General features: G+C 33.4%; 15 protein-coding genes. All 15 read left to right on the plus strand.

Translation table 11 applies throughout. From position 1 onward, the window contains the following. The coding region (locus PMI10_RS20515) for a T9SS C-terminal target domain-containing protein (RefSeq protein ID WP_007811384.1) at positions 1–1014 on the plus strand (1014 nt) is incomplete at its 5' end. A gap of 58 nt (positions 1015–1072) precedes the next feature. Next, positions 1073–1978 carry a PorP/SprF family type IX secretion system membrane protein gene (locus tag PMI10_RS20520; RefSeq protein ID WP_007811387.1) on the plus strand — a complete coding sequence of 302 codons (906 nt, stop codon included), beginning with the start codon at positions 1073–1075 and terminating at the stop codon, positions 1976–1978. A 12-nt stretch (positions 1979–1990) separates the two neighbouring features. Next, a complete protein-coding gene (locus tag PMI10_RS20525; protein WP_007811389.1) occupies positions 1991–3931 on the plus strand; it encodes an OmpA family protein in 1941 nt (646 codons plus the stop codon). A 247-nt stretch (positions 3932–4178) separates the two neighbouring features. Then, positions 4179–4604 (plus strand): CBS domain-containing protein, encoded by a 426-nt coding sequence (locus PMI10_RS20530; RefSeq protein ID WP_007811391.1) that lies wholly within the window; start codon positions 4179–4181, stop codon positions 4602–4604. 156 nt (positions 4605–4760) lie between these two features. Further along, complete coding sequence (locus tag PMI10_RS20535) at positions 4761–7052, plus strand: NADP-dependent malic enzyme (protein ID WP_007811393.1); 2292 nt, start codon at positions 4761–4763, stop codon at positions 7050–7052. Between the two features lie 68 nt (positions 7053–7120). After that, positions 7121–7702 (plus strand): Holliday junction branch migration protein RuvA, encoded by a 582-nt coding sequence (gene ruvA, locus PMI10_RS20540; protein WP_007811396.1) that lies wholly within the window; start codon positions 7121–7123, stop codon positions 7700–7702. A gap of 26 nt (positions 7703–7728) precedes the next feature. Next, positions 7729–14943 carry a T9SS outer membrane translocon Sov/SprA gene (gene sprA / locus PMI10_RS20545; protein WP_007811398.1) on the plus strand — a complete coding sequence of 2405 codons (7215 nt, stop codon included), beginning with the start codon at positions 7729–7731 and terminating at the stop codon, positions 14941–14943. 85 nt (positions 14944–15028) lie between these two features. Next, positions 15029–15409, plus strand: coding sequence for a glycine cleavage system protein GcvH (gcvH, locus tag PMI10_RS20550; RefSeq protein ID WP_007811400.1), 381 nt, complete (start codon positions 15029–15031; stop codon positions 15407–15409). Continuing rightward, positions 15402–15785, plus strand: coding sequence for a VanZ family protein (locus tag PMI10_RS20555; RefSeq protein ID WP_007811402.1), 384 nt, complete (start codon positions 15402–15404; stop codon positions 15783–15785). Before gcvH ends, PMI10_RS20555 begins: the two co-directional genes overlap by 8 nt. A gap of 115 nt (positions 15786–15900) precedes the next feature. After that, positions 15901–16644, plus strand: coding sequence for a deoxyribose-phosphate aldolase (gene deoC / locus PMI10_RS20560; RefSeq protein WP_007811404.1), 744 nt, complete (start codon positions 15901–15903; stop codon positions 16642–16644). Further along, positions 16644–18785 carry an energy transducer TonB gene (locus PMI10_RS20565; RefSeq protein ID WP_007811406.1) on the plus strand — a complete coding sequence of 714 codons (2142 nt, stop codon included), beginning with the start codon at positions 16644–16646 and terminating at the stop codon, positions 18783–18785. Before deoC ends, PMI10_RS20565 begins: the two co-directional genes overlap by 1 nt. A gap of 160 nt (positions 18786–18945) precedes the next feature. Continuing rightward, positions 18946–19848, plus strand: a complete 903-nt coding sequence (gene cyoE, locus PMI10_RS20570; protein WP_035632505.1) for a heme o synthase — start codon at positions 18946–18948, stop codon at positions 19846–19848. A gap of 2 nt (positions 19849–19850) precedes the next feature. Next, on the plus strand, positions 19851–20438 hold the full coding sequence (locus PMI10_RS20575; protein ID WP_007811411.1) for a cytochrome c oxidase subunit 3: 588 nt from the start codon (positions 19851–19853) through the stop codon (positions 20436–20438). A gap of 42 nt (positions 20439–20480) precedes the next feature. Next, positions 20481–21461, plus strand: coding sequence for a cytochrome c oxidase subunit 3 (locus PMI10_RS20580; RefSeq protein ID WP_007811413.1), 981 nt, complete (start codon positions 20481–20483; stop codon positions 21459–21461). Between the two features lie 18 nt (positions 21462–21479). Next, positions 21480–21830, plus strand: coding sequence for a cytochrome C oxidase subunit IV family protein (locus PMI10_RS20585; protein ID WP_007811415.1), 351 nt, complete (start codon positions 21480–21482; stop codon positions 21828–21830). Positions 21831–21844: the final 14 nt, after the last annotated feature.

Consider the following 21844-nt stretch of genomic DNA (forward strand, 5'->3'; position numbering starts at 1 on the left):
GCTACGGCTACGGCCAATGAACTTATCACCGTGACAGCAGTAGATGATCCAATTGTGGCAATTAATGATGGTTTAATAACAGTTGATGGAATTAATGGTGCATTAGAATTTATTAATGTTTTAGATAATGATTCGTTATATGGATTACCGATAAATTCGTCAGATGTGGTTATTTCATACCCAACGAGCCCTTATTTTGAATTTAACTCAGATGGAACAGTAAATGTAAAACCAAATACACCTGGGGGGAATTATGCATTCACATATCAGGTGTGTGAGAAAGCAAATCCATCAAATTGTGGTTCGGCAATACTAAATGTTTTTGTAGAAGTGCCGGCAATAGCAATTATCAAAACGGCGACCTTTAATGATATTGATAATAGTGGTTTTGCGAATGCAGGAGAGACAATTACATATAATTTCAAAGTAACAAACACAGGTAATGTTCCATTATCAGGAATAATGATTACAGATCTTTTACCGGGAATTGTAGTTTCAGGACAACCAATTAGTTTGGCTGTAAACGAATCTGATGAGCATACATTTAGTGCAGTATATACTATTTTGCAAAGTGACATTAATAATAAAAGTGTTACGAATCAGGCTATAGTAAAAGGTAGTAGTAGTGCAAAAGGAGTTGTTGTAGAGGATAAATCAGATTATCTGAATAATCTTGAAGATAATCCAACAGTTACAGCTCTAGAGGGTTGTCTTATCAAAGTATTTAATGCAGTTTCTCCTAATGGTGATGGTGATAATGATAAATTCTATATTCGAGGTATTGAATGTTATCCGGATAACACGGTAGAAATTTATAATCGTTGGGGTGTTTTAGTATTCGAAAAAGACCATTATGATAATATAAGTAATACTTTTAAAGGAATATCCGAGGGCCGTACAACAATTAAAACATCGGAAGGTTTACCTGTTGGAACTTATTTCTATATTTTAAAATATAAAGATAGTGATGCCAAGCAACATGAATCATCAGGTTATTTATATCTAAGTAATTAATAAAATAAATGGCTTGCTATTTTTTATAATGGCAAGTCATTTAAATAAAAATAATTAAATGAAAAAGTTAGTTTTAGTTTTCATGTTTTTTTCTGCTATGAGTTTTGCGCAACAAGACTCGCAGTATACGCAATACATGTATAACACCATTACGGTTAATCCGGCATATGCAGGATCGCGGGGGATGTTGAGTATTTTTGGCTTGCATCGTTCACAATGGGTTGGTTTAGAAGGTGCTCCAAGAACAAATGCATTTTCGGTTAATACGCCTTTAAATGGCAATCATTTAGGGTTGGGAGTATCGATTGTAAATGATAAAATTGGACCTACAGTTGAAAATACATTTTCAGCAGATTTGTCCTATACTGTTCCTACTTCCGAAACGTTTAAACTTTCTTTCGGAATCAAAGGAACCGCCAATTTATTTAATATTGATATGAATAAATTAGATATAAAAGATCAGGGAGATAAACAATTTCAAAACTTAGACGGAAAATTTTCTCCAAATATTGGGGCCGGTGTTTATTTACATTCGGATAAAGCCTATGTTGGTTTGTCTGTCCCTAATTTTATAGAGAGTGACCGGTATGATGATGATCAGGTCGCTATTTTTAAAGAAAAGATTAATTATTATTTTATTGCAGGTTATGTTTTTGATATAAATCCGTCAATTCAGTTTAAACCGGCATTACTAACCAAATTGGTACAAGGAGCACCATTGCAGGTAGATGTTTCGGGTAATTTTATGTTTGATGAAAAATTTGTTTTAGGACTTGGTTATCGTTGGAGCGCATCAATAAGTGCGATGGCAGGATTTCAGGTTTCAGAAGGGCTGTATGTGGGTTATGCTTATGATCATGAAACGACAAGACTCCAAAAATATAATTCAGGATCGCACGAGATTTTCCTGCGTTTTGAATTGTTTAATAGTTACAGTAGAATTACTTCACCAAGATTCTTTTAATATCCGGATGTTATGAAAGTTAATAAAATAGGGTTTACTGCTTTATTATCATTATTTGTTTTGACAGCAATTGCTCAAAAATCAAATCTTATAAAAGCAGATGAAAAATACGATAAATATGCTTATATCGATGCAGTTGCCGTATATGAAAAGGTAGCTGAAAAGGGATATAAAGACGAAAAAATGTTTCAGCGTCTTGGAAATGCATATTATTTTAATGCAGAATTGACAAAAGCAGTTAAATGGTATGATCAACTTTTTGCTATAAATTCAGAACAGGAGCCGGAATATTTTTATAGATATGCACAATGTCTTAAAGCAAATGGCAACTATGAAAAGGCAGATGGAATACTGGATCAATTCAATAAAAAAGTAAGCACGGATAGGCGTGGAATATTATTTGAAAACAATAAAAATTATTTAGAAGTAATTAAAGCAAATTCAAATCGTTTCGAAATTGCTGATGCTGGAATAAATTCGGTTTTGTCAGATTACGGGAGTACGATTTTCAATGATAAATTAGTTTTTGCCTCAGCCCGGGATACAGGTGGTGTTGCGAAAAAAACTTTCAAATGGACAAATGGATCTTTTACAAATTTATACAGTGCAGTTTTGATGCCGGACGGAAGTCTAGGAATACCTGAGCGTTTTCAAAAGAATATTAATTCAAAATTTAATGAATCGACACCTGTTTTTACCCAGGATGGTAAAACAATGTATTTTACCAGAAATAATTTTTTGGATGGTAAAAGACGAAGTGACGAAAAAAGAGTGACATTGCTTAAGCTTTACAAAGCGACTTTAGTTGATGGAAAATGGCAAAATATAACGGAACTTCCTTTTAATAGTGACCAGTTTAGTGTGGCACATCCTGCTTTAAGCACAGATGAAAAAACCTTATATTTTGCATCAGATATGCCGGGAACTTTCGGTCAGTCTGATTTGTATAAAGTTGGTATAAATGAAGATGGTACTTTTGGGAAACCTGAAAATTTGGGCTCTGAAATAAATACCGAAGGAAGAGAAACCTTTCCTTATATATCAGGCGATAATGAATTGTTTTTTGCCAGCGACGGGCGACCAGGTTTGGGTGGTCTGGATATATTTGTTTCAAAAATAAATTCTGATCTGAATTTTGAAGAGGTACAAAATGTTGGAGAACCAATAAATACAAAACAAGATGATTTTGCTTTTATAATTAACAGTAAAACCAGAAATGGCTTTTTCTCTTCGAATAGAGAAAAGGGACATGGTTTTGATGATATTTATAAATTTAAAGAAATAAAAAAACTGATATGCAAGCAAGAGTTAACAGGAATAGTTTCCGATTTGGGAACCGGTGAAATACTGGCAGGTTCAAAAGTAGTTTTGTTTGACGAACAATTTAAATCCATAGCTGAAGTTCTGTCAGATTCAAAAGGGAGTTATACTTTTTCTGATGTTAATTGTGGAAAAAAATATTATGTAAGAGCTTCTAAAGTGGATTATGAAACTAAGGAAATTCCAATTACAGTTAATAAATTGTCAGGAAATACTTCGTTGCCAATTCAATTAGAAAAAAGAATTAAACCAATTGCAGTTGGAACAGATTTAGCCAAAGTGCTTGAAATTCCGATTATTTATTTTGATTTGGATAAGGCGACTATAAAAAAAGAATCTGCTTTTCAGTTAGAAAAAATAGTCGAAATATTAAATCAATATCCTGATCTTAAATTAGATATCCGTTCGCATACAGATAGCAGGCAAACAGCCAAATACAATGAGATTTTATCAGATAAAAGAGCTAAATCTACAATAAAATGGCTAGTTGAAAAAGGAATAGATCCGAGCCGATTAACAGGAAAAGGCTATGGCGAAACCCAACTTGTAAACCAATGTGCGGATGGTGTAAAATGCAGCGAGGAAGAGCATCAGTTAAACAGACGAAGTGAGTTTATTATAACCAATATGTAATTTAAATACATCTTAAAAAAGGTCTTTTCATGAATTTGAAAAGACCTTTTTTATTTAGTTTAACACATAAAAGCAACGATATTGATAAAAAATGATTGAAAATCATTCTTTTCTTTATGAGAAAATTTAAAAATTGCTGAATATGGTATATTATATTAAAAATGAGTTGATTACGAGTTAAAAATCAGAATTGGTTGTTTTTTGTATTCATTTTTTTCTAACTTTATAGTCCTAAAATTTTTCAGATATGACTGTAAATCAAATACTAAACGCAAAAGGGAAAAATGTTTATTCCGTACTTTCATCAACAACCGTTTATGAAGCTTTGAAAGTGATGGGCGAAAAGAATATAGGCGCTATTCTGGTTATGGATGGTTCTGAGTTAAAAGGTATATTGTCTGAAAGGGATTATGCACGAAAAATTGTTTTAAAGGATAAATCTTCAAAAGAAACTTTTGTTCATGAAATTATGGAAAATAATTTTTTCACAGTAAAACTTTCAGATGATTTAGATGCCTGCATGGAACTTATGAGTACAAAAAGAATAAGACATTTGCCGGTTTTAGAAGATGAAATTGTAGTAGGGATCATTTCGATTAGCGATGTTGTAAAAGCTATTATCGAAGTGCAAAAGGATACTATTAACCATCTAAATTCTTATATTTCACAATAATAAATTTTACGAATAAACTTTTAAGTATAGTCCAATCTTTTTTTGGGCTATTTTTTTTGTCTTATTTAAATCTTTTTTGTGAAAAGAATACTATAAAAACATGACGTTTTAAACCAAGTCTCCTATCTTTGTAAGTCAAAATAAAAGCGAAAACGAATGAATAAAGATACTAAAAGAAGAGAGGCATTATTGTATCATGCTGAGCCAACTCCAGGAAAAATTCAAGTAGTTCCAACTAAAAAATATGCAACACAAAGAGATTTGTCTTTGGCTTATTCGCCGGGTGTTGCAGAGCCATGTTTAGAAATTGCACAAAACATAGATGATGTTTATAAATATACTGCAAAAGGAAATTTAGTTGCCGTAATTTCAAACGGAACTGCCGTTTTGGGACTTGGTGATATTGGTCCGGAAGCTTCAAAACCAGTAATGGAAGGAAAAGGGCTGTTGTTCAAAATTTTCTCTGATATTGATGTGTTTGATATTGAAATCGGAACTAAAGATGTTGAAGAGTTTATTCAGACAGTAAAAAATATTGCCCCAACTTTTGGGGGGATAAATCTTGAAGATATTAAAGCGCCTGAATCTTTTGAAATCGAAAGAAGACTGGTTGAAGAGTTAGATATTCCGGTAATGCATGATGATCAGCATGGTACGGCAATTATCTCGTCAGCGGCATTGATCAATGCGCTTGAATTGGCAGGAAAAAAAGCAGAAGATGTAAAAGTTGTGGTATCTGGTGCAGGATCTGCTGCTATAGCTTGTACTGATTTATATGTTTTGTTAGGAGTAAAAGTTGAAAACATTTTAATGTTTAACAGTAAAGGACTTTTAACAAAAGATAATCCGTCATTATCAGAATTACAATTAAAGTATGCTGTTGACGGTGCTAAAATTGATTTAGCAGAAGCTGTAAATGGTGCTGATGTTTTCATCGGATTATCTTCAGGAGATATTTTGTCACCTGAAATGTTATTGACGATGAAAGAGAGTCCAATCGTTTTTGCAATGGCAAATCCAAATCCGGAAATCGATTATAATTTAGCTGTTGAAACTCGTAAAGATGTTATTATGGCTACAGGGCGTTCAGATTTTCCTAATCAGGTAAACAATGTTTTAGGTTTTCCATATATTTTTAGAGGAGCACTGGATGTCAGAGCTACGAAAATTAACGAAGCGATGAAAATGGCTGCTGTAAAAGCATTGGCCATATTAGCTAAAGAACCGGTTCCGGAGCAGGTAAATGTGGCTTACGGAGCAACAAAATTAGGTTTTGGCAGAGACTATATTATCCCTAAACCATTTGATCCAAGATTGATTACCATAGTAGCGCCTGCTGTTGCAAAAGCAGCAATGGAATCCGGAGTTGCCAAAAATCCTATTACAGATTGGGCAGCTTATGAAGATGTGCTTCGTGAACGTATGGGGAATGATAATAAAATGGTTCGTTTGATTACGAATCGTGCTAAAATGGATCCTAAACGAATTGTTTTTGCTGAAGCAGATCAATTGAATGTCTTAAAAGCAGCTCAGATTGTTTATGAAGACGGAATTGGTTTCCCAATTTTATTAGGAAATAAAGAAGTCATCTTAGAACTTAAATCAGAATTAGGTTTTGATGCTGATATCGAAATTATTGATCCTAAAACTAATGAGGAAGAAGCAAGACGAAATAAATTTGCAAATTCATATTGGTTAACCAGAGAACGAAGAGGTGTCTCATTGCTTGATGCTCAAAAATTTATGCGTGAAAGAAATTATTTCGCTGCAATGATGGTCAACGAAGGAGAAGCAGATGCTTTGGTTACAGGTTATTCAAGAAGCTATCCAAGTGTTGTAAAACCAATGTTACAATTAATTGACAAAGCGCATGGAGCTTCACTTGTTGCTACATCCAATATGATGTTGACTTCTCGCGGACCAATGTTTTTATCAGATACGGCAATCAATATAAATCCATCTTCTGAAGATTTGGTTAATATTGCAATTATGACTGCAAAAACTGCAAAAATGTTTGGAGTTGAGCCGGTTATAGCAATGGTTTCTTTTTCAAATTTTGGTTCGTCTACAAGCCAGAGTGCTTCAAAAGTTAGGGAAGCTGTTGCATATCTGCATAAAAATCATCCTGATATGGTTGTTGATGGAGAAATTCAGGCCGATTTTGCCTTAAATCCTGAAATGCTTCAGGAAAAATTCCCGTTCTCTAAATTAGCGGGTAAAAAAGTAAATACTTTAATTTTTCCTAATCTGGAATCAGCAAATATTACCTATAAATTATTAAAAGAGTTATATAAAGTAAATTCTATTGGTCCAATTATGTTAGGAATGGGTAAGCCTGTCCATATATTTCAATTGGGAGCAAGTGTTGAGGAAATGGTAAATATGGCAGCAATTGCAGTTATTGATGCCCAGGAAAAAGAAATCAAAAAAAATAAACTGATTAAATAACAAATCTGTAATAAAGTATCTGTTAAGATTGTCTTAATTTTGTTATATTTGGCACCACAAATATTATTATGATAGCACATTTGCAAGGAAAATTAGTTGAAAAAAATCCAACAGAAGTTGTTATTGATTGTGGTGGAGTCGGGTATCAGGTTAATATCTCTCTACACACTTTTTCACTAATTCCAAATACTGATTTTATAAAATTGTATACGCATCTTTTAATCAAAGAAGATGCGCATACTTTATATGGTTTTGTTGAAAAATCTGAAAGGGAAATATTTAGGATGTTATTATCTGTTTCGGGTATTGGGGCTAATATTGCCCGAACGATGTTATCTTCAATAGAACCAAAACAAATTATAAATGCTATTGCATCCGGAGATGTCGGAATCATTCAGTCTATTAAAGGAATCGGAAACAAAACAGCTCAAAGAGTTATACTTGATCTAAAAGAAAAAGTATTAAAATTATATGATTTAGACGAAGTTTCTATTACTCAAAACAATACAAATCGAGATGAAGCGTTATCTGCTTTAGAAGTTTTAGGTTTTGTTAGAAAAGCTTCTGAAAAAGTAGTTGAAAAAATCGTAAAAGAAGATCCGGAAGCTACTGTAGAAACAATCATCAAAAAGGCTTTAAAAGCTTTATAAATTACTATCTAAGATACTGGAATTGTATGCGTAAAATTTTACTTTTTTTACTGGTTTTATTTTGTGGCAACATATTGCGTGCCCAGGTAGATCCGACAATTCAGGATACAACCAAAACGGGGTTTTCTGTAGGGAAACTTGAGCTGAAAAACCCGCCAAGTGTACTTTCTGCTTATAAATATGACCCTATTACAGATCGTTATATTTATACAAGTTCTGTAGATGGTTTTTCTATTGATTATCCCCTTGTCCTAACGCCTAAAGAGTATGAAGATTTAGTACTGAAAGAATCCAGAAGGAATTATTTCAGACAAAAAATGAATGCCATTGATGGTAAAAAAGCGGGTAGTGAAGAAGCTAAAAAAGATTTACTGCCAAGATATTACATTAATTCAAGTCTTTTTGAATCTATTTTTGGAAGTAATACAATTGATGTAAAACCTACAGGATCTGTTGAAATGGATTTGGGGTTACGATATAATAAACAAGATAATCCCTCATTCTCACCCAGAAACAGATCTAGCCTGACTTTTGATTTTGATCAAAGAATTAGCATGAGTTTAATGGGTAAAGTAGGTACCAGATTAGAGGTAAATGCAAATTATGATACCCAATCTACATTTGCATTTCAAAATTTATTCAAACTTGCTTATACTCCTTCAGAAGATGATATTGTTCAAAAGGTGGAAGTAGGAAACGTGAGTATGCCTTTAAATAGTACTTTAATTCGTGGTGCGCAGAGTTTATTTGGAGTTAAGACACAACTACAATTTGGAAAAACAACTGTTACAGGCGTTTTTTCTGAACAAAAGTCACAAACGAAAAGTATCGTTGCCGAAGGTGGAGGAACTATTCAGAATTTTGATTTATATGCTCTGGATTATGATAATGACAGACACTTCTTCTTATCACAATATTTTAGAAACAAATATGATGCTTCGTTAAAAAATTACCCTTTTATTGATAGTCGTGTACAAATTACAAGACTTGAAGTTTGGGTTACCAACAAGCAAAACCGTGTTAGTACGACAAGTAATAATTTAAGAAATATTATTGCACTTCAGGATTTGGGAGAGGCACAGATTACGGGTGTTCCTGATTCAGAAGTTGTTGTTATTGATCCTTCAACGGGATTTTTTAACAAGCCTATAGATTCTCCAACAGATAACAAGAACAACCAATACGATCCGGATTTAATTGATAAAGGAGGATTTTTAAATTCTAATATTAGAGAAATTGTTAGTGCAAAAAGTGGTTTCACTCAAGGTAATGTAAATGAAGGGACAGATTATTCTATACTTGAAAACGCAAGAAAATTAACAACTAACGAATATACATTTAACCCTCAGTTAGGATATATTTCGTTGCAGCAACGACTGGCAAATGATGAAATTTTAGCTGTATCGTATGAATATACTGTTGGAGGAGTGGTGTACCAGGTAGGGGAGTTTGGAAGTGATGGAGTAGATGCAACCGTTGTTACCGGAAGTGCTGCAAATAGTAATCAGGCCGTTGTTACACAAAGTTTAATTTTGAAAATGCTGAAAAGCAGTTTGACAAATGTTCAAAATCCGGTTTGGAATTTGATGATGAAAAATATTTATCAAATACCAGGTGCTTATCAGGTTAAGCAAGATGATTTTAGATTTAATATTCTTTATACAGATCCTTCGGCAATAAATTATATTAAGCCGGTAGCAGGCAGTAGTTTTCCTGCCAATCCTACAGCAGACAATAAAGTAGAAGAAACGCCATTACTGAAAGTCTTTAATTTGGATAAATTAAATTACAATAATGATCCGCAGGTTGGCGGAGATGGTTTTTTTGATTATTTGCAGGGAATAACTTTTGATGCTCAAAACGGCCGAATTATTTTTACCACCAAAGAGCCTTTTGGAGAGTTAATTTTTAAAAAATTGCAAAATACAGGTTCAGGAGAAAACTATAATGATCCAACTACATACAACGTAAATCAGCAAAAATATGTGTTTAGAAACATGTATCGAAATACCCAATCGGGAGCTTTACAGGATAGTGATAAAAATAAATTTTTATTAAGAGGAAAATATAAATCTTCAGGAAGTGATGGAATTCCTATTGGGGCTTTTAACGTTCCGCAGGGTTCTGTTGTAGTTACTGCAGGAGGAAGGGTTTTGGTTGAAGGAATTGACTATAGTGTCGATTACCAATTAGGAAGGGTTCAGATTTTAGATGCATCTTTACAAGCCTCGAATACACCTATAGAAGTTTCCTTAGAAAATAATTCGGTTTTTGGCCAGCAAACCAGAAGGTTCATGGGATTCAATATTGAACATAAAATTTCGGATAAATTTGTAATTGGCGGTACCTATTTAAAAATGACCGAAAAACCATTTACTCAAAAATCAAGTTATGGTCAGGAATCTGTAAACAATACTATTTTTGGGTTTAACGGAAATTATTCTACAGAGGTTCCGTTTTTTACAAGATTGGTAAATAAGCTGCCTAACATTGATACCGATGTGCCTTCTAATCTTTCGATACGCGGGGAAGTTGCGTTTTTAAGGCCGGATGCTCCAAAAGCAAGTGATTTTGATGGAGAAGCCACTATTTATGTAGATGATTTTGAAGGGTCCCAATCTACAATAGATATGCGTTCAGCCTATGCATGGAGTCTGGCATCAACACCATATATTACTTCAGATGCTGATAATACTTTTGGTGCACAGTCAAATACAATCGAGTATGGCTATAAAAGAGCAAAACTTGCATGGTATTCTATAGATCCTGTTTTTTATACCCAAAAACCATCAGGGATATCAAATGATGATTTATCCTTAAATACAACCAGAAGAATTTACAGCAAAGAATTATACCCAAACACAGATATTGCCCAAGGTCAATTACAAGTAGTAAATACGCTGGATTTGAGTTATTATCCTTCTCAAAGGGGACAATATAATAATAATCCTAATTTTGGTTCAGAGCCTGTAAATGGTAATTACGGTGGAATTATGAGAGCCTTGAACTCAACCAATTTTGAGCAAAGTAATGTAGAGTATATTCAGTTTTGGGTTTTAGACCCTTATGTAGGAAATGGGGCAGCTCAGGCATCAAATACGGGTAAAATATATTTCAACTTAGGAGAGGTTTCGGAAGATATTTTAAAAGACGGAAGAAAACAATATGAAAATGGTCTTGGTCCGGACCAGATAATGGTTACGCCACAGCCGATCTGGGGAGATGTTCCGGCTTCACAATCATTAATTTATGCTTTTGATAATAATGCAGGAAACAGAGGGAATCAGGATGTAGGATTAGATGGTTTGCCAAATGCAAAAGAAGCCACCATTTATACCAATTATGCTTCAGAGTCAGATCCTGCCGCAGATGATTATAAATATTATTTGAATACCGAAGGTGGTGTTCAGGATCGTTATAAAAATTATAATGGTGTTGATGGCAACTCAGCTGTAGATATAAATGATGCCAACAGAGGGTCAACAACTTTGCCGGATGTTGAAGATCTTAATCGTGATAATACAATGAATACGATTAATGCTTATTATGAGTATAGTGTTGATATTACAAAGGGAATGGATGTTGGGGTAACAAAATATGTTACAGATGTCAGAGAAGTAAGTAACGTTGAATTGCCAAATGGCGGAACTACAACAGCCAGATGGATTCAATTCAAAATACCTGTTTCACAACCACAAAATACTATTGGAAATATTTCTGATTTTAGGTCTATTCGATTTATGCGAATGTTTATGACTGGATTTAATGATCAGGTTACATTACGTTTTGGAGCTCTGGATTTAGTAAGAGGGGAATGGAGAAAATATGATGGTACACTTGAAGCAAATGATGATCCGAAAAATGATGGGACTAATTTTGATGTTCAGGCAGTAAATATTCAGGAGAACGGTACCAAATGTCCTGTAAATTATGTTATTCCTCCAGGTGTTCAAAGAGAACAATTGTATAATAATAATACTGTAATTAATCAAAACGAACAATCATTAGCGTTACGTGCTTCAGGCAACGGATTAGAAAAGCAGGATTCCAGAGCTGTTTTTAAAAATGTGAGCCTTGATATGCGTCAGTATAAAAAACTGAAAATGTTTCTGCATGCAGAATCATTAGAGGGTGAAGCAACGCTTGGAGATAATGAAATGGTCGCTTTTATTCGTTTTGGAAATGATTTTACACAAAATTTTTATCAAGTCGAAATTCCCTTAAAAACAACCAAAACCGCAGGATCCTGTTCTATAAGTGCAGATGAAGTTTGGCCGGAGGATAACGAAATGAATTTGCTTCTCAGTTTGTTGACCAAAATGAAAATCAAAGCAATGAGTATCGATCCGACTACGCTTCCGCTTGATGGGATTTATTATCCGGATAATGATCCTACCGTAGATGGAGGAGATGGTGATAGTAAATTAACATTAGGTATTAAGGGTAATCCTAATTTTGGTTTGATTCGAAATTTAATGGTTGGTATTAAAAATGGCAATGTTACTGATAAAAAAATAAAAGGTGAGGTTTGGTTTAATGAACTTCGTTTGGCCGATATGGAAAATAAAGGCGGGATGGCTGCCATATTAAATATTGATACCAATATGGCTGATTTTGCTACAGTTTCGGCAACCGGGCGAAAAAGTACTATTGGTTTTGGAGCTCTTGAAGAAGGAGCAAATGAAAGAGATCGTGAAGATATACAGCAATATAATATTGTTACAAATTTGAATTTAGGAAAATTACTGCCGCCTAAATGGGGAATCAACGTTCCTTTTAATTATGCTATTGGAGAAGAAATAATCACACCGGAATACGATCCGTTTAATCAGGATATTAAACTGAAACAGTTGCTGGATGAAACAACCAATCAGGATGAAAAAGATAATATCAGAAATAGGGCAATAGATTATACCAAACGAAAAAGCATCAATTTTATTGGAGTTCGTAAAGACAGGGCAGCTGAACAAAAACCACATATTTACGACATTGAGAATTTTACATTTTCACAATCCTACAATCAGGTACAGCGTCATGATTATGAGATTGAAGATTATGAAGATGAACAGTCGAACTCATCAGTAAACTATGCTTTTACATTTCAGCCAAAAGAAGTAGTCCCTTTCAAGAAGACCAAATTCATGAAAAAAAGTGATTATTGGAAATTATTAAGTGAAATTAATTTTAATTATTTACCTTCTAATATTTCTTTTAATACAAATATTTTAAGACAAAGCAATCGTCAGCAATTTAGACAAATTGAAGATGTTCAGGGTATTGGTTTAGATCCTCTTTACAGAAGAAATTTTGCATATAATTATCAATATGGATTTGGTTTTAATTTGACTAAGTCCTTAAAATTAAATTATACGGCTGCTTCAAATAACATTGTAAAGAATTATCTGAATGATGATAATACTCCTAAACAAGATTTCAATATCTGGGATGATTATTTTGATGTCGGAATACCAAATCAACATTCACAACAATTGGTTTTGAATTATGATATTCCAATCAATAAATTACCTGTTTTTAGCTTTGTAAAAGCTAATTATTCTTATACGGCTGATTATAACTGGCAGCGTTCTTCAACTGCTTTATCTGAGTATACAGAGGAAAATCCGGATGGAACAACGACTACATATAATTTAGGGAACACGATTCAGAACGCTAATTCAAATACATTAAGTACCACTTTTAATATGACCATGCTGTATAAGTATCTGGGGTTAGTTCCCGGAGCGAAATCAGCGGCAAAGCCAAAAGCAGCAGGTCCTCCAAAACCAGGTGAAAAAATAGTAAATACAAATAAAGGGGCAGTTGCGAGCAGACCATTTTATGATGGGCTGATAGGTGTTTTAACAAGCGTAAAAAATATTCAGGTAAATTATACAGAAAACAGCGGAACCGTTTTGCCGGGTTATACACCAAGTATCGGTTTCTTAGGGACATCAAAACCATCGTTAGGATTTATTTTTGGAAGTCAGGATGATGTGCGTTATGAATCAGCCAAAAATGGCTGGCTGACGACATATGATAATTTCAATCAGAATTTTACACAAGTAAATAATAAGATATTAAAGGTTACTGCGAACATTGACTTATTCCCTGATTTTAAGATTGATTTGAATATGGACAGGTCTTATTCTGAAAATTCATCTGAACAGTATAGCGTTGTAAATGGTAATTATACTCCTTTGTCGCCTTATACTTACGGGATGTTTTCTATTTCAACAGTATTGATTAAAACAGCTTTCCTTACAAGCGATGAAAATCAATCGGCAGCTTTTGATGATTTTAGGGAAAATCGTTTAACAATTGCCAATCGTCTGGCAGAAGAACATTATGGTACAGGCGCAGCAATTCCGAGATACGGTGATTTAAATAATCCGATTCCTGCAGAAACTGATCCTATGTATAAAATATATACGACGAACGCAGGTTATCCGATAGGTTACGGTAAAAGTAACCAGGCAGTTTTATTACCTGCCTTTTTAGCTGCTTATTCAGGAGGCGATGCTTCTAATGCCTCGACAGGTATTTTTAAAAGTTTCCCTATTCCAAACTGGAGTGTAAAATACAATGGTTTGATGCGTTACAAATATTTTAAAGACAGATTTAAACGTTTCTCATTACAACATAATTACCGTGCTTCTTATACAATTAATCAATTTCGATCTAATTTTGATTATACTGAAAATCCGGATGGTCAGGATGTAAACAATAATTTCTATAACAAGACAATTATGTCAAATGTCAATTTGGTAGAACAGTTTAGTCCGCTTATCCGAGTAGATTTTGAGCTAAAAGGATCGCTTAGGGTACTTACAGAAGTTAAAAAAGACAGAGCTTTATCGATGAGTTTTGATAATAATTTATTGACTGAAGTTAAAGGGATTGAATATGTTGTTGGTTTAGGATATCGTTTTAAAGATGTTATTTTCTCATCACGTTTAGCTGATAATCCAACCGGAATTATAAAAAGCGATATTAATATAAAGGCTGATTTCTCCTATAGAAATAACCAAACCCTGGTACGTTATTTAGATTATGATAACAACCAATTGGCTGCAGGACAAAATATATGGTCAGTTAAGCTTACTGCTGATTATGCTTTTAGTAAAAATCTAACGGCCATTTTCTATTATGATCATTCATTTTCGAAAGCTGTAATTTCAACATCATTCCCATTAACTAATATTCGGTCCGGGTTTACAATCCGATATAATTTCGGAAATTAATTTTGAGAATCTAAACAGGATTTCATTAGAAGATTGTTACATTTGTGGCTTTAAAATTAAATTATCAATTTTCAAACATAGTATTATGAGCATACCAGCAAATTTAAAGTACACAAAAGATCACGAATGGGTTAGCATCGAAGGAGATGTTGCAACTGTAGGAATTACTCATTTTGCTCAAAAAGAGTTAGGTGATATTGTGTATGTTGAAGTAGAAACTTTGGATCAAAGTCTTGAAAAAGATGAGGTTTTTGGAACTGTTGAGGCCGTGAAAACTGTTTCTGATCTGTTTTTGCCTTTGACAGGAGAAATTATTGCTTTTAATGATGCTTTAGAAAGCACACCGGAAGCAGTAAATTCAGATCCATACGGAGCCGGATGGATGATTAAAATAAAAATTGCTAACACTTCTGAAATTGATACATTATTGACAGACGAAGAATATAAACAACTGATAGGTGCCTAAAAAACTGCTTTTATTGTGGGCAATAATTTGCTCAGGAATTATCACTTATTTCTGTCTGACAGATTCTCGTAATATTCCTGCGGTAAACTTTCCCAGTATTGATAAAATAGTGCATTTTTGTTTTCATTTTGGATTTACAATTTCATGGATTTTGTTTTTCAAAAAAGAACTTAAAGGAAAGACAGCTGATGACTATAAAGCATATTTAGTTTCATTTATATTTTCGGTGTTTTTTGGAATAACCATTGAGATACTGCAAAGTGTTCTTACCAAAACAAGGACAGCAGACGTGACTGATGTTTTAGCGAATACAATCGGAGCTACAGCAGCTGTTTTTTCAGCCATTGCTTTTAAAAAGCAAATCGATAAAATATAAAAATATAACTCCCACTTCGGTGGGTTTTTTATTGCTAAAAAATCAAGTCTTAAAAAGTATGTTATTTTCTGAATTTTAAATGTATTTTTGTTGCATTCGCCGTAATCTTAACATCATGAATATTAAGCAATATTTAGATTCTACTTATTTAAAAACTGCTTTTCAGGCCGGGTTATCTGAAGCAGAAAATAACAGTATGGTAAAAAACACTATTATTGAAGCGATTACAGAAGGTTTTAAGCTTGTTATGATTCGCCCGGAATATGTGGCTACAGCTAAAGAAGTGATTTTAAAAGCCAATTCTACTTTACTTATTGGTACAGTTATAGATTTTCCGGAAGGTAAATCAGATATTGAAACAAAAATCCGGGAAGCAAAATTGGCAATAGAATGTGGTGCCGATGATCTGGATTTTGTTTGTAACTATGAAGCTTTTAAAAATGGAGATATTGCATTAGTTAAACAAGAGATTTTGACAGCTACACAATTAGGATTGGCGCATAATAAAACTGTCAAATGGATTATTGAAGTAGCTGCTTTGAACGAAAAAGAAATTATTCAGCTTTCATCTTTGATAAAAAATATTGTTATTTCGAATTTTGAAGAGGATGATTATGCTTCTGTTTTTGTAAAATCGTCAACAGGATTTTATGAAACTCATAATGATTTACCAAATGGAGCGACAATTCCGGCTATTATTATGATGTTAGAAAACGCTTCACCTTTGCCAGTTAAAGCTGCGGGAGGAGTTAAGTCATATCAGGAGGCAATAGAAATGATTCGTTTAGGAGTTAAACGTATCGGAACTTCATCGGCAAAAGCAATTGCAGATGGAGAAAATACCACAAACCAATATTAATGAAAACTAAAATTATTTTGAATAGAAGTTTTTTAACTTTCGGACTGGCATTGTCATCACTATTTGTTTTTTCTCAGGAAACAAACAAAACTTCTGTTAAGTCAGGTTTTATGGCTGAGCAGTTTCCTGTTTTTCCTAATTGTGAAAATTTAGAATCAAAAAATCTGGAAAATTGTTTTTATAAAGAAGTTCAGGATTTTGTTTTTCAAAATTTTGAAATTCCTGAAAATTTGAAACAGGCAGATTATAAAGGCGAAGTCAAAGTTCTTTTTGAAGTTGATGTAAATGGAACGTTTAAAGTAATTTATGTAAGTGCAACAAATGATGATTTGTCTGCAGAAGCTAAACGCGTTTTTAATAAATTTCCAAAAATAAAGCCTTCTACTTATAATGGTATAGCGACATATTCTAAATATACGATTTCAATAGATTTGCCCTTAAAAAGTTCTGATCAAATTGCTGCTGAAGCTTTGGCTGCTGCCGAAATTATAAGACCAGAGGAAAAACCAATGACCGAATTGGATAGCATTGTATATAAAAAGTACAACAGTCCGGAGTTTGACAGTCATTTAAATATTCCGTTTTCTCATAGTTATTATGCGCAGTTTGATGGTGCGATGAATCAGGTTGGAAGTAATAACCATACCGCTTCAAAGCCTTTTACATATGATGAGGTTTCAAAATATTACAATTTAAAAGCAGTAAATGAATCGCTTCAGAAAAATGTTTCGACCTGGCTGGGAAGAAAATTCTGGAATGAGAATATGGTTCAGATTCAAGGTGAAGGTTATTGGTTGTCATTAAATCCTATCGTTGATTTGCAATTAGGAAAAGCTTCGGATCTTGATGCTTCCTATACATATGTAAACACACGCGGAATAAATTTCAGAGGAGGTCTGGGAAAGCAAATCAATTTTACAACAACTATTTTTGAAAGCCAGGGAAGATTTGCAGGATATTTTAATGATTATGCAGAAACTTTGAAACCTTCAGGAGGGAATCCGGCCATTATCCCGGGAATAGGAATTGCAAAGCAATTTAAAACTGATTCATACGATTTTCCTTTGGCGGAAGCCAACATAACGTATACGCCAAGTAAGATCTTTAATTTTCAATTGGGTTATGGAAGAAATTTTATTGGTGACGGATACCGTTCTTTGCTAGAAAGTGACGGAGCAAGTCCGTACCCGTATTTTAAAATTAACACCACATTTTGGAAAATAAAATACACCAATACTTATATGTGGCTTAAAGATGTCCGTCCTGACGTGACGGCAGAAAAAACGTATGCTTCAAAATATATGGCAAACCATTATCTAAGTTGGAATGTATCAAATAAGTTGAATTTAGGTTTTTTTGAATCAGTCGTTTGGACAGATACCAATAATAGAGGTTTTGATGTGAATTTTGTAAATCCAATTATCTTTTATCGTTCAGTTGAATTTGCATCATCTTCAAAAAGTGGGAATGCTCTTTTAGGGATTACATCCAAATACAAATGGAATAATCAGGTTAATTTGTATGGTCAGTTGTTAATTGATGAATTTTCATTTGGAGATATAAAATCGGGAGATAATAGTTGGAAAAGTAAAATCGGTTACCAGTTAGGGGCAAAATATTTCAATGCATTTAAAGTAAAAGACTTATTGTTGCAATTAGAATACAATCATGTAAGGCCTTACGTGTATTCTCATAGTAACATAATAACAAATTATGCTCATAATAATCAAAGTTTAGGACATCAATGGGGAGGCAATTTTGAAGAGCTTGTTGCTATTGGCCGTTATCATAAAGGGCGCTATTTTGCGGATGCAAAATTTACAATCGGAAAGCGAGGTTTTGATTTTGATACCGCAGAAGATGGTTATAATTATGGAGGAAATATTTATAAAAGCTATGAAGAAAATCGTCCATATGATTCAGGTGTAAAAGTAGGTCAGGGTAATAAAACTAATATTTTTATTGCCGATGTTCAGGCTGGTTATTTGGTAAATCCTGCAACAAATTTAAAATTCTTTGCGAGCTTTATTTTTAGAAATTTTGATCCGACAAAAAATACCGATACTATTTTTAAGCAAAATACAACCTGGTTTAATTTAGGATTCCGTGCAGATGTCTTTAATTGGTATTTTGACTATTAAACTTTTTAATGCTATTTTTCGGAATAATTTGATCTGCGAATTAAAAAGCATTGTATTTATTGCCAATTCATTCAAAAAATCTAAAGTTATAGATCTAATTTCTATTATCTAATTTGTACATTTGCACCACTCAAAAAAAAACAGACAAACAACTACCGTATTGAACGCTACACAAAATACACTTTCATTAAAATCAATATTTCTCGATTTCAAAGAAATTACTAAGGCAGGTTTGGCTATTAGTGTTTTGTTTTCTTCTATTGCCGGTTATTTGTTGGGTGTTAATGATGAGCATCCTTTTCAATGGAGTGTTTTGGCAGTTTTGTCAATTGGAGGTTATTGTATGGTTGGAGCCTCAAATGCCTTTAATCAGGTAATTGAAAAAGATATTGATGCCTTAATGGATCGTACAAAAAATCGTCCTGTTCCTTCCGGACGCATGTCCCCAAAGACAGCTTTGTTTGTGGCAAGTTTGCTTACAATTATAGGTGTTGCTTTACTTTATACAATAAATGCAAAATCAGCAATGTTTGCTGCAATTTCAATATTTTTATACACGAGTGTTTATACACCTTTAAAAACAGTTACTTCTTTGTCTGTTTTTGTCGGAGCATTTCCGGGAGCAATTCCATTTATGTTAGGATGGGTAGCGGCCACAGGAGAGTTTGGTATTGAAGCAGGGACTCTGTTTTTGATTCAGTTTTTCTGGCAATTTCCACATTTTTGGGCTATTGGCTGGTTTTTGTATGAAGATTATGAAAAAGCAGGTATTTTTATGCTTCCAACAGGCAGAAAAGACAAAGGAACCGCATTGCAGGTTATTTTATATACTGTTTGGTTGATTATTGCTTCGTTATTGCCTGTTTTAGGATATACCGGACAATTGTTCATTACACCAATTGCTGCCATTTTAGTGTTCTTGCTAGGATTATGGATGCTGTTTTTTGCAGTACGCCTGTATCAGTTACGAACTCCTAAGGCAGCAAGAACATTGATGTTGGTAAGTGTTTCGTATATTTCGTTATTGCAGATTGTATTTATAGTAGATAAATTTTTAAGATAGTTATGGAAATGACAATGAAAATAAATGAAGAACAATTGAGAAAAGCAAAATCGGCAAAACTGATTTTGTTATTTGCAATGGTAAGTATGACAATGATGTTTGCGGGACTTACAAGTGCATTTGTGGTAAGTAAATCAAGAGCTGACTGGTTGAAGAATTTCGAATTGCCAACGGCATTTTATTATAGTACTTTGGTTATTATAGGTTGCAGTGTAGCTTTCCATTTAGCAAAAAAAGCAATTCAGAAAGATAATAGACAGGCAACTTCAGGTTTTCTTTTGGCTACTTTAATATTAGGGATTTTATTTGTGGTTTTACAATTTGAAGGGTTTGGACAAATTGTAGAAAAAGGATATTATTTTACAGGAGAGGGGAGTTCAATTACTACTACTTTTCTTTATGTGGTAACGGTTACACATCTATTTCATCTGGCTGGAGGATTAATTTCACTTTTAATTGTAATTTATAATCATTTTAAACAAAAATACAATTCGACTCAAACTCTTGGTATAGAACTAGGTGCGATGTATTGGCACTTTTTAGACTTATTGTGGGTCTATTTATTTTTATTTTTATATTTCTTTAAATAAGAAAAAAACGTAAATTTGGGAACTTTTTAACGAATATCTTTTATGGAAGCGACAGTTACTACTGCAAATAATGAAGAAAAAACTTGGGGCGGCGGGAATGAGCCATTAAGAGCAAGTTATGGTAAAATGATGATGTGGTTTTTTATCGTATCAGATGCCTTGACATTCTCTGGATTTCTGGCAGCTTATGGTTTTTCTAGATTTAAATTTATCGAAACCTGGCCATTGGCAGATGAAGTGTTTACTCACTTCCCATTTTTGCATGGTAATCCACAACCAATGCTATATGTGGCCTTAATGACTTTTATTTTGATTTTCTCATCTGTAACTATGGTTTTGGCCGTTGATGCAGGTCATCATTTGAAAAAAACAAAAGTTGCAATCTACATGTTTTTAACCATTATTGGAGGTTTAATTTTCGTAGGGTCTCAGGCCTGGGAGTGGAAAAACTTCATTAAAGGTGAATATGGTGCAGTTGAAACAAGTGGCGGAAGTTTGTTGCAGTTTGTTGACAAAGAAGGAAATCGTGTAGCTCTTGAAGCGTTTGCTGTAAAATTGCCGGAACAAAGAGAAGCGCTTACCAGATCAGAAGGTAAATGGTTTATGGAAGATGCTGAATCAACACCAACTTATTCGGTTGCTGAAGTTCAGGCTGGTTTTAAAGCACATCCGGAGTTGCTGATAAGAACTGAAGCACTTACAAAAGAAAAGAAAAAAACAGTTTTGACGAGAGCAGAATCTGAAGCTCGTTTAAGCAGTGCAAAATATGTTGTAGAAGGAGCAAACCTAACAAGAAACGAATACGGAAGTAAATTGTTTGCAGATTTCTTTTTCTTTATTACAGGATTCCACGGATTCCACGTATTTTCAGGAGTAATTATTAATATCATTATTTTCTTTAATGTATTATTAGGTACTTACGAAAAAAGAAAAAGCTATGAAATGGTTGAGAAAGTTGGTTTATACTGGCACTTTGTCGATTTAGTTTGGGTATTTGTATTTACAGTTTTCTACTTAGTTTAATTTTAGATTTTAATTATTATGTCACACGAACACGTATCAAATACAAAAAGAATCTGGTTTGTTTTTATATTATTATCCCTTGTAACTTGCGTAGAAGTTGTTTTGGGTATTTATAAACCAGCAGCATTAGAACTTAATCATTTTGTGGGTTTAAATTTGTTGAACTGGATATTTTATATCCTGACAATATTTAAAGCATATTATATTGTATGGGCATTTATGCACATGGAAGGTGAAACCAGTAGTCTTAGATGGGCTGTTGTGTCGCCAGTTATTTTCCTGGTATTATATTTATTGTTTATTCTCTTAACAGAAGGACATTATATTTATGGGGTTTTTAAAGATTCTACTATTAAATGGAATTTTTAACATGATATTAATTC

The sequence above is a fragment of the Flavobacterium sp. CF136 genome (genome assembly GCF_000282055.1).
Classification (GTDB): domain Bacteria; phylum Bacteroidota; class Bacteroidia; order Flavobacteriales; family Flavobacteriaceae; genus Flavobacterium.